Below are 18,872 nucleotides of genomic sequence, written 5' to 3'. Positions count from 1 at the left end.
GTCAGGCCCCCTGCCTCGCCAGCCACTGGTGGAACAGGGCCCGGCCGTCGGGCACCAGTGGCCAGTCCGGGTCGTCGACCTTCCCGCGCAGGTCGTCCAGGTCCATCCACCAGCCCTCGGCCACTTCCTCCGGCTGGTGGGTGAACGGGCCGTCGGTGCGGACCTCGTAGACGTGGGCGGTGTAGCGGATGGGCGGGTCGACGAACCTGGCCACGAACGACCGGGTCAGCGGCACACCCCGCACGCCCAGTTCCTCGGCCAGTTCCCGTTCCGCGCACGCGTCGGAGGTCTCGCCGTCGGCCAGCACCCCGCCCGCCCAGCAGTCGTAGAGGCCGGGGTAGACGTCCTTGGTGTCGGTGCGGCGGTGCACGTACACCCGCCGCCCGTCCGGGGAGCGGACCAGGATCGTGGCGCACGCGTGCCACAGGCCGCCCTCGCGCATCCGTCCGCGCGGCACGCCCGGCCGCGGGCGGCCGTCCTCGTCGAAGACCGCGACCAGTTCCTGTGCCGATGTCACCCGGTTGTCCTCCTGTGGTCGTACACACCATTGCTACCACGGGCCGACGCCCGGCGACGCGGTCGATTCCTACCGTCGTGACGCACACCGTCACGAGGAGGAGCTTTGCCCACAACGATCGGACTCGGCCTCGCCGAGTTCCGCCACCGCCCCGGCCGCGCGCTGCTGCCCGGTGTCGCCCTGATCGTCGGGGTGGCGTGCCTGACCGCCTCGCTGGTGCTGAGCGACGTGATCGTCGACTCGGCGGAGGCGGGCGCCCCGGTCGTCCCCTCGGCGGTGACGCTGGAGGTCGGTGTGGTCCACGACCCCGACCTGGCGTTCGACGCCCAGCCGAAGCTCGACCAGGCCGCGGCGGACCGGGTCGCGGCCGTGGCCGGTGTGGAGCGGGTCGTGCCGGTCCGGCAGGTCCAGGTCGACCTGCTGCTGACCGACGGCCGCGCGGGCAACCGGCGGGCGACCGGTGACGTGGAGGTGGACCGCGACGGCCTGCGGCGCGTCCCGATCGGGGAGGGGCGCTCGCCCGCCGCCGACGGGGAGATCGCGATCGACAAGGTCACCGCCGCGAAGCACGGCCTGGTGCCGGGGTCGACCGTCGAGGTCGCCGACGCGCAGGGCAAGCCGCTCGACGTGGTGGTCAGCGGCATCACCAAGCGGGGCGGGCTGGCCGACGAGGCGGCCCTCGTGGTCGGGGAGGACCTGGCCCTCAAGCTGGACCCGAAGCCGACGGTGCGGGAGTTGCAGGTCGTCGGCGGTGACGAGGCGGCCGTCGCCGCGGCGGTCGGGCCGACGTACCGGGTGTCCCAGGTGCTCGACGAGGACCGCCGGGAGGGGTCCACCGGCGACAGCGGGTCGCTGGCCGCGATCCTGATCCTGTTCGCGATCCTCGCGCTCGCCACGGCGTCCTTCGTCGCCGCGGCCACGTTCCGCGCCGTGTACCTCCAGCGCCAGCGCCAGACAGCGCTGCTCCGCTGCCTCGGCGCGAACCGCAAACCGCTCGTGGTGGCGAACCTGGTCGAGGCGCTGTTCACCGGCGCGGTGGCGGGTGTGCTCGGCGCGCTGGCCGGTGGACCGGTCGCCATGGGGCTGTCGAAGGTCTTCGACGCCACGGGGATCTCCGAGCTGTTCGGCACGGTCGCGCTGAACCCGTCCCTGCTGCCCACGACGGGCTACGTCGTGCTCGGCGCGTGCGTGGCCGGGTTCCTCAGCATGTTCGCCGCCCTCCGGCCGTCGCTGGCCGCTTCCCGCGTGTCGCCGCTGGCCGCGCTGCGCACGTCCGAGGGCGCCACGCCGGACCGGGCGGTGGCCCGCCGCCGCACCGTGTTCGGCGTCTTCCTCGTGCTCGTGGCGGCGGGCATGGGAGCGCTCGCGGTCGCGGCCAAGGGCACGGTCCCCGCGATGTTCCTGGTGCTGTTCTCCGGGATCATCGGCGTCCTCGGCCTGTTCGGCGCGCTCGGACCGATCGCCGTGCCCGCGCTGAGCAGGGTGTTCGGCGGGCTCGCGGCGAAGGTCGGTGGAGCGCACTGGAAGCTCGCGGCGGCCGAGGTGCGCCGGGAGCCGCAGCGGTCGGCGTCGGTCGCGATGCCGCTCGTGCTGGCCGCCGCGATGGTCACGTTCTTCGCGGTCACCGTCGGCACGGCCCGCGAGCTGGAGGCGGCGCTGTCGGACAACCCCCGGCCGGACGTGGTCGTGTCCGACGTCGGCGAACGGCCGCTGCCCGGTGACGTCGGCGCGCTGACCGCCCGTCCCGAGGTGGAGGGCCGGGCCGTCCTGCACCGCGCCCAGGGCAAGCGGCCCGACGGCGAGACCTTCACGGCCGTCGGCGCCGACCCGAAGCAGCTCACCGAGTGGCTGAACGCCGAGAAGACCGGCGCCACGGGGATCGCGGACTTCCGCGAGGGCACCGCACTGGTGTCCGAGTGGGTGCTGACCTCGTGGAACACCGCCGTCGGGCAGCAGGTGGCGCTCGACGGCCTCGCGGGCGGGCCGCGCACGGTCACCATCGTGGGCACCGTTCCGGGCGACTTCGTCGGCTACGCCGGTGTCGTGGTCGCCGACCCGTCCATCGGACCGGCGAGCAGCGTGGTGGTGGCGCTCAAGCCGGGCGCCGACGCGGCGGCCTACCGGAACGCCGTGCGGGCCGGGCTGTCGAACGCGCCCACCGTCCTGGTCGAGACCGCCGTCGACGAGGCCGCGCAGAACCAGCGCTACCTCGACCTGGCCACGGTGATGCTGATGGTGCTGCTCGGCCTGTCCGTGGCCGTGGCGGTCACCGGCATCGGCACCACGCTCACCATCTCCGTGCAGGAACGGCGCAAGGAACTGGCGCTGCGGCGGGCGCTCGGCGTCACGAAGGGCGGTCTCCAGCACGGGATCGTGGCCGAGGCGGTGCTGCTGTCCCTGGTGGGCGTGCTCGGCGGTGGCGTGGTCGGGGTGGTCTACGCGCAGTTGACGATGGCCGCGGCCGGGGTGTCCACGTTCCCCAGCGCGGACTGGGGTTCGCTGGCGCTGGGCGGGCTCGCGGTGGTGGTGCTCGCGGTGCTGTCGGCCTTCGGCCCGGCTCGTGGGGCCTCGAAGATCCGACCGGCCGCCGGGCTCGCGTCGGGGTGATGTTCGACTGAATGACCGTCACCGCGCCTCACTTGTCCAGACCATTCTGGATCACGTGAACCCAGTGACGAAGGTTGGCGGTCTGGCGGTTGCCGGAGTGATCGCGCTCGCCACGGTGCAGGTCGCCGTGGCGAGCGCGGATCCGTTGGAGGACAAGGGGCTCACGCTGCTCACCGGGGACCGGGTGGTCGTCGGTGCGGGAGGTGCGGTGAGCGCGGTGGAGCCGGGGCCGGGGCGGGAGGCGCTGGTGTTCTCCACCTACCAGCGCGCCGGGCACCGGTACGTGGTGCCGGAGGACGCGCTCGGACCGCTCCGCGAGGGGCGGCTGGACGAGCGGATCTTCGACGTCACGGCGCTGCGGGACGCGGGGTACGGCGCGGCCGGGCGGCCGGTGCCGCTGATCGTAAGCTACCCGCCGGGGGCGTTCCACGTCGCGGACCTCACGGCGATCGGCGCGAGCACGGTCGAGGCCGCCGCGGACGGGTCGGCGTGGCGGGGCCTGCTCGACGGCGGTGCGCGGAAGGTGTGGCTGGACGGGAAGGTGACGGCGTCGCTGGACCGCAGCACGAAGCAGATCGGCGCGCCCGCGGCGTGGGACGCGGGGTTCACGGGCGAGGGCGTGAAGGTCGCGGTGCTGGACACCGGCGTCGACCAGACGCACCCCGACCTGGTGGGGCAGGAGATCGCCGAGCAGAACTTCAGCACGGCCGCCGACAACGTTGACAGGTACGGCCACGGCACCCACGTCGCCTCGACCATCGCGAGCAACGGGGCCAAGTACCGGGGCGTCGCGCCAGGTGCTCGACTGCTGGACGGCAAGGTGCTGAACGACGCGGGCGGCGGGTCCGAGTCCGACGTGCTGCGGGGCATGCAGTGGGCCGCCGAGCAGGGCGCGCGGGTGATCAACATGAGCCTCGGCACCACCGACTCGGACACCGTGGACCCGGTCGAGGAGGCCGTGAACACGTTGTCCGCCAAGTACGGGACGCTGTTCGTCGTGGCGGCGGGCAACTCCGGTCCTGGCGCCACGACGATCGGCTCGCCCGGCAGCGCGGACGCCGCGTTGACCGTCGGCGCGGTGGACCGCGACGACTCGTTGGCCCCGTTCTCCAGCCGTGGACCGCGGGTCGGCGACGGGGGGATCAAGCCCGACATCACCGCGCCGGGCGTGGGGATCGTCGCCGCCAAGGCCGCCAACGGCCGGATCGGTACACCGGTGGAGCCCGGTTACGTGTCCGCGTCGGGCACGTCCATGGCCACGCCGCACGTCGCGGGCGCGGCGGCGGTCCTGGCCGGGCAGCACCCGGACTGGACCGGGCCCCAGCTCAAGTCGGCGCTCACCGCGTCCGCGAAGCCGACGGCGGGCCTCACGCCGTTCGAGCAGGGCGCGGGCCGGGTCGACGTGGCCCGCGTGATCACCCAGGCGGTCGGCACGGTGCCGTCGTCGGTGTCGCTGGGCACGCACGTCTACCCGCACGACGACGACCAGCCGGTGACGAAGTCCTTCTCCTACCGCAACTCCGGCACCGCGGACGTCCTGCTGGACCTCGCCGTGGACGCCACCGCGCCCGCCGGGATGTTCACCCTCGCGCCCGCCCGGCTCACCGTGCCCGCGGGCGGCGAGGCGACCGCGTCCCTCACCGGGTTCACCGGCGTGGACACGGCCGACGGCACGTACCACGGCGCTGTCGTCGCGACCGGCGGCGGAACGACCGTGCGCACGCCGATCGCGATCGTCCGCGAGGCCGAGAGCTACAACCTGACGCTGAACCACGTCCAGCGGCCCGGAGCGCCGTCGGGCAACTACAGCACCACCGTGACCGACAACGCGACCGGCGACGCGATCCAGCCCTACGAGCCGGACGGCAGCGTCACGGTCCGGCTGCCGAAGGGCCGGTACCTGATCGACAGCACCGCGGGCGGGCCCACGTTCGACTGGCTCGTCCAGCCGTCCCTGGTGCTGGAGAAGGACACCGTGGTCGACCTGGACTTCCGGACCGCCCAGCCGATCACGATCTCCGCGCCCGACCCGACCGCGTTCGTGCGCGGGGCGGCGGTCGTCTACGACCACCGGCTCGGCACCGGCGCCGTGGTCGGCAAGGGCTCCCTGTCCGGCGGCGATTCGAGCCTGAGGCGGATGCGGGTGGCCAACGTCGGGTCGTCGGACCCGACGTTCCGGAGTTTGATCAGCACCCAGTGGGCCGGGGAGAACGGCTCCTTCTACGGGCTGGCGTGGCACGGCACGGGTTCGTGGCCGAACGGCTTCACCCGCGCTCCGGCGAAGTCCGAGCTGGCGCACGTGCGGGCCGAGGTCACGTCGGGCAGGAGGCTGGTGAAGCCGTACCCCAGGACCGGTGGACCGGTGGCGGACCACGGGCTCGCGCTGCCCGTGGACGGTCCGCGCGACGAGTACCTGAGCACCGAGGGAACGGTGTGGCGGATCGACGGCCGGGACATCGCGGAGGACGGGTTCACCACGACGTTCGAACGGCGTGGGCAGGTCAAGGACTACCGGCCCGGCAAGACGTACGTCGAGCACCCCGGCCGGGGCGTGCTCGGCCCGGCGTTCCCGCCGACCCGTGACGCGTGGGTCGCCCGGACCGGGGACGCGCTGCGCGTCGACGTGCCGCTGTTCAGCGATCAGGAGGGCAACGCGGGGTTCTCGGCGGTGAACCCCCGGACCACCGTGCTCCACCGCGACGGCAGGAAGATCGGCGAGGTGACCGGGACGACCGCCGCCGACCTCACCCTGCCCGCCGAGCCGGGGAACTACCGGCTCACCACGTCCGGGACCCACGCGGGCTCGACGGTGTCGTCGACGTGGACGTTCCGGTCGCGGCACACCGACCGGACCACGGCGCTGCCGCTGTCGGCGGTCCGGTTCAGCCCCGATCCGGCCGACGCGAAGGCAGGCCGCACGGTGACCGTGCCGGTGGAGGTGACCTCGCAGACCGGGGTCGCGGCGAAGGCGTTGACCGTGCGGGTGTCCTACGACAGCGGGAAGACCTGGTGGCCGACGCTGCTCCTGGGCCGCTCGCTGGTCGTGCTGCACCACCCGCACGGCGCGACCTCGGTGTCGTTGCGGGCCAAGACGACCGATCGCGAGGGGAACACCGTCGAGCAGACGATCCTCGACGCGTACCGGCTGAGCTGAGCCCTACGCGGGGCCGGGACCGTCCGGCCCCGCGTACAGCCAGTCCAGCTCGGTGTAGTCGTCGTGGGCCCGCAGGGCGAACATCCGGTCGCGCACGGCGGTGAGCAGCGGGTCGGCGGTGTGCCAGAGGTCGCCCCACGGCCGCGCGGACGTCTGGCAGCGCACGGCCTTGGGCAGGCGGGCGCGCTGGAAGGCCTCCAGGTCGCCGCCGGGCAGCACCCGGCCCAGCGCGACCGCGTCCTCCAACGCCTGGCAGGCGCCCTGGCCGAGGTACTGGAGCATCGGGTGGGCCGCGTCGCCGAGCAGCGCGAGCCGCCCGGTCACCCAGGTGTCGAGCGGCTCCCGGTCGTGCATCGCCCAGTGCCGGTCGCGCCCGACCCGCGCCACGGCGTCCCGCACGGGCCCGCACGTTCCGGCGAACGCCTCGTCCAGCTCGTCCACCCCGCCCCACTCGGCCTCACCCGCGTGGAAGCGGGGGCTGCGGAACACCGCGACCTGGTTGACCAGCGCACCCGCCCGGACCGGGTAGCGCACGAGGTGCAGGCCGGGGCCGATCCAGAGCACCACGTCGTCGGACGCGTCCTCGTCGCGCGGCGCCGTGCCCCGGTAGGCCGCGTACCCGCTGCACACCGGGTCGTCGTCGCTCAGGTGCCGTCGCAACCCGGACCCGAGCCCGTCCGCGGCGAGCAGCGTCCCGGCCCGGTACGTCGTCCCGTCGGCGCACGTGACGTCGGCGCCGTCGGCCCGGACCTCGGACGACACGACCGCGCGACCGGCTTCGAGGGTGATCAGGTGGTGCGCCTCGCAGTGCTCGAGCAGCACGTCGAGCAGGTCGCCGCGGTGCATGACGAGGTACGGGTAGCCGTACCTCGCGCGGAAGGCGGCGCCCAGGTCGAGCCGGGTCAGCTCACGGCCGCTCACCGCGTCCCGCAGCACCCCCGCACCCGGCCGCACTGCCAGCGGGAGGACGTCGTCGAGCACACCCAGCTCGTCCAGCGCGCGGCTCGCGTTCGGGCCTAGCTGGAGGCCCGCGCCGATCTCGCCGAACTCGGCGGACCGCTCCAGCACGTGCGCGGGCAGGCCGCGGCGGGCGGCGGACAGCGCGGTGGCGAGCCCGCCGATCCCGCCTCCGACGACGAGCAGCGGCACCTCGACAGGGCTCAACGCGGGTCCTTTCGTCCGTGGCGAAACGCAGAGTATTGGCAACGCCATATAGCCCCGAGCAGGGGCGGACGCCGTAGGCTGCTGGTATGAGGCGGATCATGGGAACCGAAGTCGAGTACGGCATCTCGGTGCCGGGGGATGCGACGGCGAACCCGGTGCTGACCTCGACACAAGTGGTGCTGGCCTACGCGGCGGCCGCCGACATCCCGCGCGCCCGGCGGGCCAGGTGGGACTACGAGGTGGAGTCGCCGCTGCGCGACGCGCGCGGGTTCGACCTCGGCGTACCGGGCAACCACCCGATCGACACCGACGTCGAGGACCTCGGCGCGGCCAACGTCATCCTCACCAACGGCGCGCGGCTCTACGTCGACCACGCGCACCCCGAGTACTCCGCGCCCGAGGTCACGAACGCGCGCGACGCGGTGATCTGGGACAAGGCGGGCGAGCGGATCATGGAGCAGGCGGCGATCAAGGCCGCCAGCGTCCCCGGCCAGCCCCGGCTCCAGCTCTACAAGAACAACGTCGACGGCAAGGGCGCCAGCTACGGCACCCACGAGAACTACCTGATGGCCCGCAGCACGCCGTTCACCGCGGTGATCGCGGGCCTCACCCCGTTCTTCGCGTCCCGGCAGGTCATCACCGGTTCCGGCCGGGTCGGCATCGGGCCGACCGGCGACGACGAGGGCTTCCAGCTCTCGCAGCGGTCGGACTACATCGAGGTCGAGGTCGGGCTGGAGACGACGCTCAAGCGCGGCATCATCAACACCCGCGACGAGCCGCACGCCGACGCGGACAAGTACCGCAGGCTGCACGTCATCATCGGCGACGCGAACCTGGCCGAGTACTCGACGTTCCTCAAGGTCGGCACCACCTCCGTCGTGCTGGACATGATCGAGGCCGGTCGCCGGTTCGACGACCTGCGGCTGCTCGACCCGGTCCGCGCGGTGCACCAGATCAGCCACGACCCGACCCTCAAGGTGAAGGTCGAGCTGACCGGCGGCCGCAAGCTGACCGGCCTGGAGATCCAGTACGCCTACCACGAGCGCGCGGTGAAGTTCGTCGAGGAGGACACGGCGGGCGACCACGCCGCCGACCGCGACGTGCTGCGGATCTGGGGCGAGGTGCTGGACGCGCTGTCCCGCGACCCGCAGGAGTGCGCGGACCGCCTCGACTGGGTGGCGAAGCTGCGGCTCCTGGAGGGCTACCGGTCCCGCGACAACCTGGCCTGGGGCGCGCCCCGGCTCAAGCTCGTCGACCTCCAGTACTCCGACGTGCGGCTGGACAAGGGCCTCTACAACCGGCTGGTCGCGCGCGGCTCGATGAAGCGCCTGGTCAGCGAGGACGAGGTGCTCGCGGCCATCAAGTCGCCGCCGGAGGACACCCGCGCGTACTTCCGCGGCCGGTGCCTGGAGCGCTACCCGCAGTCCGTGGCCGCCGCGTCGTGGGACTCGGTGATCTTCGACCTCGGTCGTGAATCACTCGTCCGGATTCCCACCCTCGAACCCCTGCGGGGCACGAAAGCCCACGTCGGAGCCCTCCTGGAGGCCGCGGAGACGGCCGAACAACTGGTGGACGCCCTGACCAGGGGCTGATCATCGAACCCGTGTGGCAGGCACTAATTGTCGGTCCTGCTGGGTAATGTTGGTGATGACCCCTTCACCAGGGGTCGACGCGGGAGGCTGAGATGGCACAGGAACAGGTTCAGCGCCAAGGCGGCGGTGACGGAGACGACGGCGGCGACGGCGCGGCCGCCGCCGGTCAGGAACGACGCGAGAAGCTCGGCGAGGACGTCGACGCGATCCTGGACGAGATCGACGACGTTCTGGAAGAGAACGCCGAAGACTTCGTGCGGGCCTACGTGCAAAAGGGCGGCGAGTAGGCGGTCACTGCCGCCAACCAGCCGACTCGGGGACAGGAGACGAAGCCACACATGGAAAACAGCTCGTCCGGGCGGTACCCGTCCGCGTCGTTGCCCCCGGCGTACATGACGCCGGGGTCATCGTCGTTCACCGACTTCCTGCGCGCCCAAGCGCCCGAGTTGCTGCCGTCGGGGCGGAAGCTGCCCGAGGGCAGCCACGTCCAGGCCCCGCACGGGACGACGATCGTCGCCGTCACCTTCAAGGGCGGTGTGCTGATCGCGGGCGACCGGCGGGCGACCATGGGCAACGTGATCGCCCAGCGCGACATGAAGAAGGTGTTCGTCACCGACGACTACTCCGCCGTCGGCATCGCGGGCACCGCGGGCATCGCGATCGAGATCGTGCGCCTCTTCGCGGTCGAGCTCCGCCACTACGAGAAGATCGAGGGCGTCTCGCTCTCGATCGACGGCAAGGCCAACCGCCTGGCCGCGATGATCAGGGGCAACCTCGACGCCGCCATGGCGGGTCTCGCCGTGGTGCCGCTGTTCGCGGGCTTCGACACCGAGGCCCCCGACCCCGACCGCGCGGGCCGGATCGTGTCCTACGACGTCACCGGCGGCCGTTACGAGGAGAACCAGGGCTACCAGGCCGTGGGCTCCGGCTCGCTGTTCGCCAAGTCGGCGCTGAAGAAGCTCTACGACCCCGACGCGGACGCCGACGGCGCCGCCCGTGCCGCCGTCGAGTCGCTCTACGACGCGGCCGACGACGACACGGCCACCGGCGGACCGGACACCGTGCGGCGCATCTACCCGGTGATCGTCACGATCACCGCGGCCGAGGGCGCCGTGACCCTGTCCGAGGAGCAGACGGCCGCGGTCGCCGAAGCCGTCGTCGAAGGCCGCCGGGTCTAGCCGTGCCCACCACCATCCGCCGAGGTCAGGAGCCGCGCCAGTGACGATGCCGTTGTACGCCTCCCCCGAGCAGATCCTGCGCGACCGCTCGGAGTACGCCAGGAAGGGTATTGCCCGGGGCCGCAGCGTCGTCGTGCTCAGGTACGCCGACGGGATCCTGTTCGTCGCCGAGAACCCGTCGAGCACGCTGCACAAGGTCTCCGAGATCTACGACCGCATCGGCTTCGCCGCCGTCGGCCGGTACAGCGAGTTCGAGAACCTCCGCCAGGCAGGCATCCGGTTCGCCGACATCCGCGGGTACCAGAACGACCCGCGCGACGTGACCGGCCGTTCACTGGCCAACGTGTACGCCCAGACGCTGGGGTCGATCTTCACCGAGCAGATCAAGCCCCTCGAGGTCGAGATCTGCGTGGCCGAGGTCGGCAACCTGCCCGAGCAGGACACGATGTACCGGCTCACCTACGACGGCTCGATCGTCGACGAGCCGCAGTACGTCGTGATGGGCGGCCAGGCCGAAGCCACGACCACCGCGCTGAAGGACCTGTTCACCGACGGCTTGGCCCTGGCCGACGCCGTGGGCGTGGCCGTCCGCGGCCTCAGCGCGGGCTCCACGTCGACCGGCAACGGCAAGCCCGACCTGCTGGACCGCGCCAAGCTGGAGGTCGCGGTCCTCGAACGCGACAGGCCCCGCCGCGCGTTCCGCCGCATCGTCGGCGCGGCACTCGACGCGATGCTGCCGGGCGACCCGCCGGCCGACGACGAGCCCGCCTCGGAAGCGCCGACGTCCGGCAAGGGCGGCCCGGCGAAGCCCACGAAGGACATCAACCTGCCGCCGAACGACGACAAGGCGTAGGGTTTTTCGAGTCGAGCGGGGCATCTCCGGAACTTCGGAGGTGCCCCGTTTGGTTAGGTGAAGAAAATTTCTGCCGTCAGTTTCTCGAGGCCTACATAAGACTGGTTGGAGTCCAATTTTATGCGCTCTAGATTTAACGTCGACAATGGGGCAAGATTGTAGTCGAAGTGTACGTCGGATGTTATGTCGAGTACTCTGATTGTGGTCACCATTGCCAAGTGATCGATTTTGTCGAAGTTTGAATCCTGCAATACTAGAACTTTCAGTAGTTTGATGCTCGCCATTGGTGCCAGGTTCAGTTGGTGAAATCCGGCCAAGCCTAGCCCGGAAATTGCCGGAAATCTGCTGGGTACTTGTATGATCTCGTAGTTATCCACTGGGTCGAGGAGGACTAGGGTTGTCACCTGGGTCAACTGCGACAAGGTGCATAGTGCTTCGGTTCGATATCTCTCCAATGAGAGATAATTTAGTGCGGGGAGGTCATTTAGTGTCGATAAGTTGGCCGTAGTTCGGAGTCCGCTGAGGTTCAAGCTATTGATCCGCTGGTGTTCAGTCAGTGGCCCAAGGTCCTGCGTCGTCGTCTCGTCCAGTCGCATATCCAGCACTTCCAGGCCGGGTAGCCCGGCGATGATGTCAAGGCTGTCGACGGGTCTGCGCCAATCCAGCCTCACCCGCAATGACGTCACCGCCGGGAGATGGTGCACGTATGGCAGGTGCGTGAGGGACGTTACTTCCAGACTGCCGTTGTCCAGTGGTGAGTTCGCGAGCACGACTTCCGCGAAGCGCGCGGGATCGAAGTAGCGCCAAGCCGATTGCAGTTCCCGGTGGACGTCCGAGCGCGGGTCCTGGGCGTAGGAAGCCAGCAGGGGAAGCGAGTCCGAGGTGCCCGCCAACGCCGCGGTGCGGACCGTGGCCACCGCTTTCGCCTTGGACAAGCCTTCGAGGCTGTCCGGCAGGTAGCGGAGAACGCGATGACCCACCGACATCAACGAGCCGGTCTCGTTGAGGGACCTCGGTGGGATCAGGTTCTCCTGAACCATCGTGTCGACGCGGGTGCTGACTTCCGGCGCGATGTCGCGCACCGTTTCGAGGCAGGCCGCCGCGAGCAGGCGCAGGTGGCGGGCCTTGGTCGGGAACTTCTCCACGTGGTCGAGGATGCCGGTCAGCAATTGGCTGGCCTGGGTGGTCGTGGCGTGGCCGCAGGCCATCACGATCGTTTCCCACCAGGTGTCGTGGTGGGCGTGGGCGATGAGGGTGTCGACGTGGTGCTGCTGGATCGCCTCATCCGCCGCCAGGTACTCCAGGAACGTCCGGTGCACGAAATCGACTCGGCCCGGAACGGGCTCGCGGAGAACGCCGCTGCGTTCGAGCAGGTGGTTGAAGATCTGCTCCGGGTCGCCGTCGGCGTTCGGCATTCCCGACAGCTTTCGGGTGATGTGATCGAGCGCGTCGGCGGTGGGGAATTCGACCTTGTTGGCCAACGTCAGCCGCCACGCCAGATCGCGGAGCAGGACGCGCTTCTCGGTGTCGCCCAGCAGGAACGCGATGTGACGTTCGAGGTCGCGCAAGTGCAGCAGCATGGCCAGCGCCTTGGCGTAGAGGTCCATCCGGTTGCGTGGGAGTTCGGAGCGGTGGGCGAGGTTCAACGCGCACAGCATCGCGCAGAGCAGTGGGCTCGCGGCGAGTTGGCGCAGGTGCGGGCGCTCCAGTTGGCCTCTCATCCGGTGTTCCGCGTTGCCGACCTTGGCACCGGACAGTTCGGCGGCGTGGTGCCATCGTTCGACGAACTCCAGGATGTTGGCGGGGTTCATCGGTTCGAGCGTGACGGCGCGGAACTCCTCCTCCGCGAGCCACCGGCTGTCGGCGGCGGCGGTGCGGGCGGTGACCACCACCTTGGTGTCGGGGAAGGTGGACAGCAGTTCGCGCAGCCACGTCTTCACGGCACGTCGCCGGGATGACGGGACCTCGTCCACGCCGTCCACCAGCAGCAGGGCCTTCCCTGTCCTGAGTTGCCGGTGGGCCCAGCCGTCCGGCGTGATCTCGGCGATCATCGGCGTGCCCTGGGAGACGAACCGCTCCGGCGCCGGGAGGTCGCCTTCGGCGAAGGTGCGCAGCCGGACGATGAACGGCACGCAGTCGTTCCAGCCGGACAGGTCGCCGCTCAACCTGCCCGTTGCCGCTTGGACGGCCAGCCAGTTGAGCAGCGTGGTCTTGCCCGAGCCCGCGTCACCGCGCAGCAGGACCCGTGATTCGCCGCCGATCGCGGCTTCGACCGGCAGCCCCTCGGCCGCGCGGGTGCCGATCCGCGCCTGCATGTCGATCCAGTTCTCCGGCTGGAGCCGCCCTCTGCGCTTGTTCTTGCCCGACACGTTCAGGCTGAGGTAGGCCACGGTCAGCGCCAGGGTCGGCTGCTCGTCGCCGGGCAAGCCGAGCAGTTCGAGGCGGTTGAGGATCGCGGCGAGCTTGGCCAGGTACTCCGTCCGGAAGGCTTCATCGCGGTCGACGCCCCGTGGCGCGTAGAGGCCGGTGACCGGGACGCGGGACAGCAGCGCGTCGAGCTGTTCGGACTGGCCGGTCAGCCTGGCGAGCACCTCGGCCAGCGCGGCGGACTGGAACGACGGCAGGTACCGGACGACCTGGACCAGGTGACGACAGGCCTGGTCCAAGGCGAGTTCGTGCAGTTGCTCGGCCTTCGGCGTGAGCAGTGCCGCGCGCTGGGGGAACTGCCCGCGCACGCGTTTGGCCAGTACCTCCGGGTCCGCGTCGGCCGCCAGCAGGGCCTTGTCCGACAGGTCGACGTCCTCCAGCACGTCGACCACGCCGAGGATGGCGGCTTGGGCCTCGTTGTCGGGCAGGTCGCCGAAGCGCTGCTCCAGCACGGGCACGAGTTGCTCGGCCACCTGTTGGCCGATGCGGTCGACCAGGTTCTCCAGCTTGCGCTGCTGGAGCGGGCCCTTCAGTTCGGCCTGGGCCAGTTCCGCCAGGGATGCGCCGCGTTCGAAGCGCGCTTTCCGGCGTCGCATCCACGACTTCGCCGCCTGGGTCGCGATGGTGGTGCCGAGCGTGAGGGCTGGCTTCTCCAAACCGACGATGGTCGCCTCCTCCGTTTGGCTGGAGGTATAACCGACCGGACGCCGATCACCACCGCAAAAATGTCACGCCACCGAAGCCAGCACCTTGTCGAACGCGCGCGTGAGTTCCGCTGCCGTGTCCGTGGTGGCGTTGACGAAGTAGACGTCCACCGTGCGGTCACCCGCGGTGATGTCGCCCTCGATCGTGGTGCCCCCTCGGGTGCAGGTCTTCGCGTTGGTGACGGTGGAGTCGCCGAGCGTGCCGTTGTTGTCCGTGCAACTGCTCTCGAACCTGGCCCGTGTCGCGGCGGCGTTCGCGCCGTTGACGGTGTCGACCCGCAGGACGAGCGGGTCGCCCGCGTCTTGTGGTTTGGCCGACGACGTGTAGACGCAGACCAGGGCCTTCACGTCCGGTTGGGTCTCCAGCGCGTGGTCCTTGCGGATGTCGGCCAGTTCGAAGACCAGGCCGGTGGCGGTGGACAGGTCGGAGGCGTTCAGCGGGCAGTCGCCGTCCGGGGTGCCGGTGGTGCCCGCGGACGTCGTCGTGCCCGCCGCTCGCGCGCCGGTCGCCGCGGTCGGGGTGCCGGTCGCGGCGCACGCGGTGGCCGTCAGGCAGAGGGCGGCGGTGGTGAGCAGCAGGCCCGCGGTGCGTCTCATCGTTCTCCTCATGTCCGTGATGGACGGGAGCATCGCCCTCGCGGATCCCCTCACCCGGCAGGCGAACCCGAAAGTGATGCGATCGTGTTCGTCGTAGTCAAGAATCATTGACACCCTGTCAACGCTGCTTTACCTTCATGGTGTCAAGTTTGCTTTACAGGGGGAGTGGCATGTCATTCGAGGAGAAGCGGGCGTGGATCTACGCGGTCATCGCGCTCGGCGTGCCCGTCGTGTACTTCGCCGTCGTGCTCGGCCGGTTGCGGGACGCGGCGGTCGCGGACGTCGCGTACGTGTGGCCGCTGCTGATCGCCACCGGCGCCGCGATGCTCCTGAACATGGTGGCGACGATCGCGGCGGGCGCCGCCTCGCCGAAGGACGTCCTGCCGAAGGACGAGCGCGACGTGGGACTCGACCGGCGCGGGGAGTACGTCGGGTTCCACGTGATGAGCCTCGTGGCACTGGTACCGCTCGGCCTGGCGATGGCCGGGGTCGAGCACTTCTGGATCGCGAACGCGATCTACCTGGCGTTCGTGCTGTCCGCGTTCGCCTCGGCGGTCGTGAAGATCGTCGGCTATCGAAGGGGGTTCTGACATGGCGTCCAAGGTGGGTCTCGCGCGGGTCGCGGGGCTGCTCTACCTCGTCCTCGCGGTCTGCGGGGGCTTCAGCGAGCTGTACGTGCGGGCCGGCGCGCTGGTGCCCGGTGACGCCGCCGCGACCGCCGCCAACGTCCGGGCGTCGGCGACGCTGTTCCGGGTCGCGTTCGCGACCGACGTGCTGAACATCGTGTGCTTCCTGCTGGTGGCGATGCTCCTGCACGCCGTGCTGGGCGAGGTGGACCGGTCGGTCGCGCTGGCGATGGTGGTGTTCAACGCGGTGGCGGTGGCGATCATGGGCGTGAACATGGTCAACCACGTCGGCGCGCTGCGGGCCGCGAGCACCTCCGACGCGCTGGTGTTGCAGTACCTGGTGGCGCACGCGGACGGGTACCTCGTGGCGCAGGTGTTCTTCGGGCTCTGGCTGTTCCCCCTGGGGTACCTGGTGTTCCGGTCGGGGTGGTTCCCGAGGGCGCTCGGCGTGCTGGTGATGGCGGGGTCGGCCGGATACCTCGGCGACCTGGTCGTCGGCCTGCTGTCGCCGGACGTGCGGTCCGCGCTGTCGCCGGTCCTGCTCGGCCTGGCCTCGGTCGCCGAGGTGTCGCTGCTGCTCTGGCTGCTGGTGCGGAGCGTGCGGCAGCCGGAGCCTCAGCTCGCCTGACCGAACGTGCCCGCGAGCGCGTCGGTGAGGGAGCCGTCGCCCGACCAGCACACGACGGCGTCGGGGCGGAGCAGCAGCGGGCCGATGTCCTCCGCGCACTTCACCCGCACCAGGTCCACGCGGTCGGCCCAGCCGTCGGGGAGGTCGAGCGCGCCGGTCGGGTCGAGCAGCAGGCCGCGGCCGGTGCGCAGGAGTTCGGCCAGGCGGGTCGGGCCGTCGGCGGTGACCAGGTCGAGGTCGGGGACGCGGCCGTCGACGTCCAGCCCGGACATCATCCCGGCCAGGTGGTGGTTGGCCTCGGGCACGCGCAGGAGGTCGGTGAGGACCTCGCGCAACGCCGCCACGTCCTCGTCGGTGTTCGGGTTGGCCAGCAGGCGCTGGGCGGACGTGTGGCGCAGGACGTGGGCGGCCTTCGGGTGCCGCTCGGTCTCGTAGCCGTCGAGCAGGTCGCCCGGCGCCCACCCCGCGATGGTCGCGGCGAGCCTCCAGCCCAGGTTCACGGCGTCCTGCACCCCGAGGTTCAGGCCCTGCGCGCCCCACGGCGGGTGGATGTGCGCCGCGTCGCCCGCGAACAGGACCCGGCCGTGCCGGTAGTGCTCCACCTGCCGGGTGGCGTCGCCGAACCACGACGACGTGAGCACCTCGCCCAGCACCGTGCCCTCGCCGTAGACGGCGGTCAGCGCGCGCTGCACGCCCTCCGGGGTGTCCGAGGCGGGCTCGGACCCGGTGGCGCCGTAGGTGAACCGGTACTCGTCGCCGCCGACCGGCACGAGCATCCCGAAGAACCCGCCTGCGTGCTTGGTCAGCGTGCTCATGTGCCCGGCGGTGGTGGGCACCTGGTCGGACACGGCGGTCAGCCGGACGTCCGTGAGCACGGCCCGGTAGCTGCCCGGCCTGCCGGGGAACGGGACGTCGAGCAGGTGGCGCACGGTGCTGTGCGCGCCGTCGCAGGCCACGGCGTAGGCGGCGCGGAACTCGGTGCCGCCCGCGGTGACGGTCACGCCCGTGTCGTCCTGCTCGACGGCGGTGACCGGGTGGTCGCGCGCGACCTCGACGCCGCGCGCGACCACCGCTTCGGCCAGCGCGTCCTCGATCGCCCACTGCGGGACGGCGATCGGGTACGGGTGCCGGGTGTTCCACCCCGAGCAGTCCAGCGGCACCGGCAGGGCCGCGAAGTGGCCGCCGACGGACGGGCGTTCCAGCGCGCGGGCCTCGATCGCGTCGAGCAGGCCGCGCGCGTCGAGCAGCTCGGCCGTGCGCGGCTGGATGGTGCCGCCCTTGACCTGCCTGATCCGTTCCGCCAGCCGCTCGACGACGACGGTGCGCGCGCCGCCGAGTGCCAGCTCGTGCGCGAGCACCAGGCCGGTCGGACCGGCGCCGATCACGATGACGTCCATGAACTCTCCTCAGTGCATAAGTAGACTGAGTGCAAGTTATACCCGAGTGCGAGTTCGGCGCTAGTCTTGGCGGGTGACCCAGCAGAACGGCTTGCGCGAGCGGAAGAAGCAGCGGACGCACGAGACGATCTCCAACACGGCCATCGCGCTGTTCTTCGAGCACGGGTACGACCAGGTGTCGATCACCCAGGTCGCCGACGCGGCCGAGGTGTCGAGGCGGACCCTGTTCAGCTACTTCCCGAGCAAGGAGGACCTGGTCACGCACCGGCTGGCCGACCACGAGACGGAGAGCGCGCGCGTCGTGCGCGGACGGCCGTCCGGCCAGTCGCCGCTGGACGCGCTGCGCGAGCACTACCTCGACGGGCTGGCCCGGCGCGACCCCATCACCGGGCTGACCGACCTGGAGCCCGCGCTGATGCTGTACCGGCTGATCCTGGAGACGCCCTCGCTCGCCGGGGGGATGCTCAAGTTCAAGGACAACGGCGAGCGCGCGCTGGCCGAGGCGCTGCGCGACACGGCGGGCCTGCCCGACTTCACCGCGCGGCTCGCCGCCGCGCAGGTCATGGCCGTGGTGTGGACGTTGTCGCTGGCCAACCGCGAAGCGGTCGTGGCGGGTGCGGGCGCGGACGCCGTCTACCCGGACGCCGTCGCGGCGGCCGAGGCGGGCTTCGCCCAGCTCGCGAGCGGACTAGGCGTTGTCGCGGCGGAACACCCTTGAGCCCCAGGCGATGGCGATCCCGGCGAGGCCCGCGGCGACCAGGAGGCCGGTGAGCGTGGTCGTCGAGGTGTAGTGGCCGAGGAAGGCGTCGCGGATCGCGTCGACGACGTACCGCAGCGGGGTGAAGCGCGAGATGACGTCGAGCCACGCGGGCGCGAGCGACATCGGCAGCAGGATCCCGGAGAGCAGCAGCAGCGGCACGGTGACCGTGTTCAGCAGCGGTGCCAACGACTCCTCGCTCTTCGTGGCCAAACCGAAGGTGTACGACAGCGCGGCGAGGCTCGTGGTGAGCAGGGCGATCAGCACCAGGCTGAGCAGGACGCCGCCGATCGGGGCGCGCAGCCCGAAGCCGAAGGCCACCACCAGCAGCACGACGGTCTGGGCGACCAGCAGCACGACGTCGCGCAGCACCCGGCCGAGCAGCAGGGCGACCCGGCTGACCGGCGTGACGCGCATCCGCTCGATCACTCCGGAGCGGACGTCGGCGATCACCGAGAAGCCGACGAACGCCGCCCCGAACAGCGCGAGCTGCACCAGCAGGCCGGGGATGTAGACCTGCCAGGAGTTCGCCCCCAGGTTCAGCCCCGCCAGCAGCGGGCCGAAGAACACCAGGTACACCACCGGCTGCACCAGGCCGACCACCATCCACAGAGGACTGCGCAGGGACGTCGAGAGCTGCCTGCGGAAGATGAGCGCGGTGTCGCGCATGG

General features: G+C 71.1%; 15 protein-coding genes. 9 read left to right on the top strand and 6 right to left on the bottom strand.

Annotation, left to right across the window (positions count from 1 at the left end; genetic code table 11):
• Position 1: 1 nt before the first annotated feature.
• Positions 2-517: an NUDIX hydrolase gene (locus tag NZH93_RS47620; RefSeq protein ID WP_259629992.1), complete on the bottom strand. Its 516-nt coding sequence runs from the start codon at positions 515-517 to the stop codon at positions 2-4.
• Positions 518-622: 105 nt separating this feature from the next.
• Between NZH93_RS47620 and NZH93_RS47615 the strand changes: the two genes are divergently transcribed.
• Together NZH93_RS47615 and NZH93_RS47610 are read left to right on the top strand one after the other, a co-directional pair.
• Positions 623-3,124, top strand: a complete 2,502-nt coding sequence (locus NZH93_RS47615) for an FtsX-like permease family protein (protein ID WP_259629991.1) — start codon at positions 623-625, stop codon at positions 3,122-3,124.
• Between the two features lie 55 nt (positions 3,125-3,179).
• On the top strand, positions 3,180-6,278 hold the full coding sequence (locus NZH93_RS47610; protein ID WP_259629990.1) for a S8 family serine peptidase: 3,099 nt from the start codon (positions 3,180-3,182) through the stop codon (positions 6,276-6,278).
• Positions 6,279-6,281: 3 nt separating this feature from the next.
• Here NZH93_RS47610 and NZH93_RS47605 read toward each other — a convergent pair whose 3' ends face one another.
• A complete protein-coding gene (locus NZH93_RS47605) occupies positions 6,282-7,442 on the bottom strand; it encodes an FAD-dependent monooxygenase (RefSeq protein WP_259629989.1) in 1,161 nt (386 codons plus the stop codon).
• Positions 7,443-7,528: 86 nt separating this feature from the next.
• On the opposite strand from NZH93_RS47605, the gene dop reads away from it, so the two are divergent.
• From dop to prcA, 4 genes are all read left to right on the top strand, one after another.
• Entirely contained in the window at positions 7,529-9,034 is a 1,506-nt protein-coding gene (gene dop, locus NZH93_RS47600; protein WP_259629988.1) for a depupylase/deamidase Dop, read from the top strand.
• A gap of 92 nt (positions 9,035-9,126) precedes the next feature.
• Entirely contained in the window at positions 9,127-9,321 is a 195-nt protein-coding gene (locus NZH93_RS47595; RefSeq protein WP_043725488.1) for a ubiquitin-like protein Pup, read from the top strand.
• 51 nt (positions 9,322-9,372) lie between these two features.
• Positions 9,373-10,212: a proteasome subunit beta gene (prcB, locus tag NZH93_RS47590; protein WP_259629987.1), complete on the top strand. Its 840-nt coding sequence runs from the start codon at positions 9,373-9,375 to the stop codon at positions 10,210-10,212.
• A 40-nt stretch (positions 10,213-10,252) separates the two neighbouring features.
• Positions 10,253-11,065 (top strand): proteasome subunit alpha, encoded by an 813-nt coding sequence (gene prcA / locus NZH93_RS47585; protein ID WP_259629986.1) that lies wholly within the window; start codon positions 10,253-10,255, stop codon positions 11,063-11,065.
• 53 nt (positions 11,066-11,118) lie between these two features.
• Here prcA and NZH93_RS47580 read toward each other — a convergent pair whose 3' ends face one another.
• On the bottom strand, positions 11,119-14,148 hold the full coding sequence (locus tag NZH93_RS47580; protein ID WP_259629985.1) for an NACHT domain-containing protein: 3,030 nt from the start codon (positions 14,146-14,148) through the stop codon (positions 11,119-11,121).
• A 72-nt stretch (positions 14,149-14,220) separates the two neighbouring features.
• Positions 14,221-14,793 carry a hypothetical protein gene (locus tag NZH93_RS47575; RefSeq protein ID WP_259629984.1) on the bottom strand — a complete coding sequence of 191 codons (573 nt, stop codon included), beginning with the start codon at positions 14,791-14,793 and terminating at the stop codon, positions 14,221-14,223.
• 170 nt (positions 14,794-14,963) lie between these two features.
• Between NZH93_RS47575 and NZH93_RS47570 the strand changes: the two genes are divergently transcribed.
• Positions 14,964-15,383 carry a hypothetical protein gene (locus NZH93_RS47570; protein WP_259629983.1) on the top strand — a complete coding sequence of 140 codons (420 nt, stop codon included), beginning with the start codon at positions 14,964-14,966 and terminating at the stop codon, positions 15,381-15,383.
• Position 15,384: 1 nt separating this feature from the next.
• Positions 15,385-16,047, top strand: coding sequence for a DUF4386 domain-containing protein (locus NZH93_RS47565; protein ID WP_259629982.1), 663 nt, complete (start codon positions 15,385-15,387; stop codon positions 16,045-16,047).
• On the opposite strand, the gene NZH93_RS47560 is transcribed toward NZH93_RS47565, so the two are convergent.
• Positions 16,035-17,444: an FAD-dependent oxidoreductase gene (locus tag NZH93_RS47560; RefSeq protein WP_259629981.1), complete on the bottom strand. Its 1,410-nt coding sequence runs from the start codon at positions 17,442-17,444 to the stop codon at positions 16,035-16,037. The genes NZH93_RS47565 and NZH93_RS47560 overlap by 13 nt on opposite strands.
• Positions 17,445-17,517: 73 nt before the next feature.
• Between NZH93_RS47560 and NZH93_RS47555 the strand changes: the two genes are divergently transcribed.
• Positions 17,518-18,162, top strand: a complete 645-nt coding sequence (locus NZH93_RS47555; protein ID WP_259629980.1) for a TetR/AcrR family transcriptional regulator — start codon at positions 17,518-17,520, stop codon at positions 18,160-18,162.
• Here NZH93_RS47555 and NZH93_RS47550 read toward each other — a convergent pair.
• Positions 18,133-18,870 carry an ABC transporter permease gene (locus tag NZH93_RS47550; RefSeq protein WP_259629979.1) on the bottom strand — a complete coding sequence of 246 codons (738 nt, stop codon included), beginning with the start codon at positions 18,868-18,870 and terminating at the stop codon, positions 18,133-18,135. The two genes, NZH93_RS47555 and NZH93_RS47550, sit on opposite strands and share 30 nt — an antisense overlap.
• Positions 18,871-18,872: the final 2 nt, after the last annotated feature.

The organism is Umezawaea endophytica (genome assembly GCF_025061645.1).
Lineage (GTDB): Bacteria > Actinomycetota > Actinomycetes > Mycobacteriales > Pseudonocardiaceae > Umezawaea > Umezawaea endophytica.
Note: the sequence above shows the minus strand (reverse complement) of the source record. Positions and strands in the feature narration are given on the sequence as shown.